Raw genomic sequence first — 3,599 nt, 5'->3', positions numbered from 1 at the left:
CCTCCGCCGCCGGCCCGAGTGAACCGGTCGGCCAGGGGGCCGCCGTGGCGTGGTTCCGTCGCGCGCGGCCCGCCCTGCCGGCCCTGGTCCGCGCCGGTGCCGCGCACGGCCTCGACGCGGAGGTCTGGCGGCTCGCGCACGGCTGCGGGCCGCTGCACTACCAGGACGGCGCCCACCTGGACGAGTGGGAGCAACTCGCCCGGGAGGGCCTGGCGGCGGCCGAACGCCTCGGGGACCGGGCCGCCCGGCTGCGGCTCTGGACCGACCTCGGCCTCGCCCTGGTCTCCCGCAAGCGCTTCACCGAAGCCGCCGCGATCGCCGGACAGGCCGTCACGGACGCCGGGGACGTCGAGGACACCGAGGTCCGCGACCGGTGCCTCACCGCGCTCGCCGGCACCCTCGCCGCGTCCGGCCGCGGCTACGAGGCGATCGCGGTGCTGGAGCGCGTCGTCACGTCCTGCGAGGCCGGGGGCGACGGACCGTCGACCGCCCGCGCCCTGGACCACCTCGCCCACTGCCTGCACCGGGTGGGCGAGGCGGAACGCGGCCTCGCCCACACCGACCGCGCCCTCGACCTCGTCCGCGACCACCCCGACGACCGGCTCCACGGCACCCTGCGCTTCAGCCGCGCCGAGGCCCTCCGAGTCCTCGGCCGGGTGGAAGAGGCGCTCGCCGCCTCACGCGAGGCCCTCGCGGTGGCCGAGCGGCACCGCGACACCCGACTCACCCTGCTCGCCCTCGACTTCAACGGCGCCGTCCTCGCCGAACTCGGCCGCCCCGACGAAGCCGCCGCCCACTGGCGCCGCGCCCTGGCCCTCCACACCACCCAGGGCCACCCCAACCCGGCCCTGGCCCGCCGCCTCGCCACCCTGGAGGAGTGAGGGAAGGCCGGTCCCGGACGACGACGGTGCACCGTCGCCTGCCTCGGGGCCGGCGGCGGACGGTGGACCACTGAGGTTCCCCCGCGCGACGCCACGACGCCGAACCGGCCACCCACGCCCACCCCGGCGAACCCGCGGCTCCCCGCGTGTCCTGTCCACACCGTCCCGCCGCGCGCCGGCCACCTGGGCCCGCTGTGGGCCGCGGCACTGTGCTGGTCTTCACCTGCTGGGGATGTGTCTTCGGTCTGGGTGCGGATGTGGTGGCTGCCCGGTGTGCTTGTTGCAGGTGGGTGGGGTGCGTTGGAGTGGGAAGTCGGTGGGGTCGACTTCTCACTCCTCCCGGGTGTCCATGTGGTCCTGCCGCGCGCGGGCACCGTGACCCGCTGCACGCGGGCCCACTCGGGGCCCACGGTTCCACTGTGGGCTGCGGCATCGTGTTGGTCTTCACCCGGTGGGGATGTGTCTTCGGTCTGGGTGGGGATGTGGTGGCTGCCCGGTGTGCTTGTTGCAGGTGCGGCGGAGTGGGAAGTCTGTGGGGCCGACTTCCTACTCCTCCCGGGTCGGGGTGTCCTCAGGGGTGGTGAGGAGGGCGAGGGCGAGGGTGAGGACGGTGAGGCCGGTCCAGGAGGTGGTGGGGAGGCGTTCGGCGAGGGTGGTGACGCCGAGGACGGCGGCTACCGCCGGTTCGGCGAGGGTCAGGGTGGTGGCGGTCTGGGCGGTGGTGTGGCGGAGGCCGCGGCCGAAGAGGCGGTAGGCGAGGAAGGTGGTGATCACGCCGAGGTGCAGGACCACGAGTGCCCCGCGCGGGGTGGCCAGCCGGTGGGTGTCGGTGAGCAGGAGGACGGGCAGGACCAGCACGGCCGCCGCGCCGAACATCGCGCCCATCACCCCGGCGGACGGGTGGCCGCGGGTGATCAGCCGGCCGCCGACCAGGGAGTAGACGGCGTAGCAGAGCCCGGCGAGGGCCGCGAGCAGGACGCCGGGGAGGTCCATCGGCGTGCCGTCGCCGCCGAGTTGAGGGCCGAGGACCAGCAGGGCGCAGCCGAGCACCGCGATGGACGTGGCGCACGCCCAGCGCGGGGTGGGCCGGGGGCCGCCGGTGAGCCAGGCCAGCAGGCCGGTGAAGACCGGTGCGCTGCCGAGGGCGATCACGGTGGCCACCGCCACGCCCGTGCGGGCCACGGCGGGGTAGAAGGTGACCGGGTAGCCGGCCACCGCGAGCGCGCCCAGGAGCAGGAGCCGCCGTTCGCGGGGCGGGCACGTCCTGGGCAGGGAGCGGGCGGTGCGGTCGGACAGCAGGAGCAGCAGGCCGCCGAGGGCCAGCCCGGCGCAGCCGGTGGCGGCGGCCGGGGTGCCGGCGGGGGCGAGCGAGCCGGCCGTGCCCGTGGTGCCCCAGAGCACGGCGGCGGCGAGGACGGGGAGCGGGCCGGCGAGGGCGGGGACGGGCACGGGGGTGGACGCGGGCGTGCGGATGCGGTTCGGCACAGTCGTGGACTTCCGTTGTCGAATTCCGGGGTTCCGGCAGGCGGACTGGATTCGGAACGGGCGCACGGCACGGACCCCCGGCGCCCGTGTGGGCCGGCCGGGGTCGTGGGACCAGCGGGATCGGAAGTGCCGGAGTGTGCGCCCGGTCAGGCGGACAGCGGTGGCAGCACGACGTGCCAGTACGAGGTCATGCGGCGATGTTACCCGGCGGTGAACGCGGGGCGGGGCGGCAGCCGTACTCGTCACCGTGACGGTGATGACCACGAGACGCGGGCCTGGCAGGCTGGCCGCCATGGCGGAAGCGGCGGGCGAGGCGGGGATCCGGGCGCTGGTGGCGGGGTGGCTCGCCGCCGAGCGGCCCGGCGGCGATGGCGACCATGGTGACCATGGCGGGCACGGCGGCCATGGCGAGGATGACGACGACCGGCCGGGCGGCGGGTGGGCGGTGCCTCCGGCCGACGGGACGGTGGTGGTCGCGGCCGCCCGGCGGCTGGCCGTGGACGGCCTGGGACGGCGCGGGCCGCGGACGGCGGTGCCGGACGGTCTGCGGATGATCGCGGAGGCGCTGGTGGTCGACGAGCACCCCTCGGCGGCGCGCTGGACGCCCTTGGAGCGGGCGCAGGCGGTGGAGTGGGTGGCGCTGCTGCTGCACCGCTTCGGCGAGGACGGCGTGGCGATGCTGACGGCGGACCTGTCGGGCGGGCCCGGGGTGGGGGACCCGGAACCCTGACGGTGCCCTCAGCCGGCCAGTGCCGCCAGCCGTTCGTCCAGCTCGCGGACGACCGTGGTGTCACCGAGCCGGCCGTAGAGGCCGCGTGCGGCGTGCAGGGTGCCGACGGCCTCCGGGGCGCGGCCGGCCGCCAGCAGGAACTCGGCGAAGTGGCGTTCGGCGACCGCGTGCAGGTGGACGGCGCCGGCGAACCGGCAGCGTTCCAGGGTCTGCCGCCAGGCCTCCTCGGCCTCCGTGCCGCGGCCGAGCAGTTCGAGGGCGTGGGCCTCGTTGATCATCGCGGAGAGGTGGAAGACGGCTAACGGGTGCTCGGCGAGCAGCGCCCGGGCCTCCCGGGCGCGCTGCAGCGCACGCGCCGGCTCGCCCGCGAGGCCGTAGAGGCCGGCGGTGTTGCTGAGCGCGTAGGGGGCGTGCTCGGCGTGGCCGTGCGCCTCCGCGAGGGCGATCGCCTGCTCGCCCAGCCGGACCGCCTCGGCCGGCTGCCCGCCGACGGCGACCTGGTG

General features: G+C 76.5%; 3 protein-coding genes and 1 pseudogene. 2 read left to right on the top strand and 2 right to left on the bottom strand.

The features are described from left to right. Window positions 1-881, top strand: a pseudogene (locus tag ABD308_RS13160) (hypothetical protein); the annotation flags it as partial. A gap of 546 nt (window positions 882-1,427) precedes the next feature. Here ABD308_RS13160 and ABD308_RS13155 read toward each other — a convergent pair. After that, a complete protein-coding gene (locus tag ABD308_RS13155; RefSeq protein WP_344332940.1) occupies window positions 1,428-2,366 on the bottom strand; it encodes a DMT family transporter in 939 nt (312 codons plus the stop codon). A gap of 292 nt (window positions 2,367-2,658) precedes the next feature. Between ABD308_RS13155 and ABD308_RS13150 the strand changes: the two genes are divergently transcribed. After that, on the top strand, window positions 2,659-3,096 hold the full coding sequence (locus tag ABD308_RS13150; RefSeq protein WP_344332938.1) for a hypothetical protein: 438 nt from the start codon (window positions 2,659-2,661) through the stop codon (window positions 3,094-3,096). Window positions 3,097-3,104: 8 nt separating this feature from the next. On the opposite strand, the gene ABD308_RS13145 is transcribed toward ABD308_RS13150, so the two are convergent. Beyond that, on the bottom strand, window positions 3,105-3,599 hold a 495-nt coding region (locus ABD308_RS13145), incomplete at its 5' end, for a hypothetical protein (RefSeq protein WP_344332937.1).

It is taken from the genome of Kitasatospora putterlickiae (assembly GCF_039527695.1).
GTDB classification, from domain to species: Bacteria; Actinomycetota; Actinomycetes; order Streptomycetales; family Streptomycetaceae; genus Kitasatospora; species Kitasatospora putterlickiae.
The sequence above is the reverse complement of the archived record's forward strand: the minus strand, read 5'-3'. Positions and strand labels throughout refer to the sequence as shown.

Coding starts and splice junctions, on each gene's coding strand:
- ABD308_RS13150 (WP_344332938.1), top strand. CDS start 2,659: ATGGCGGAAGCGGCGGGCGAGGCGGGGATCCGGGCGCTGGTGGCGGGG.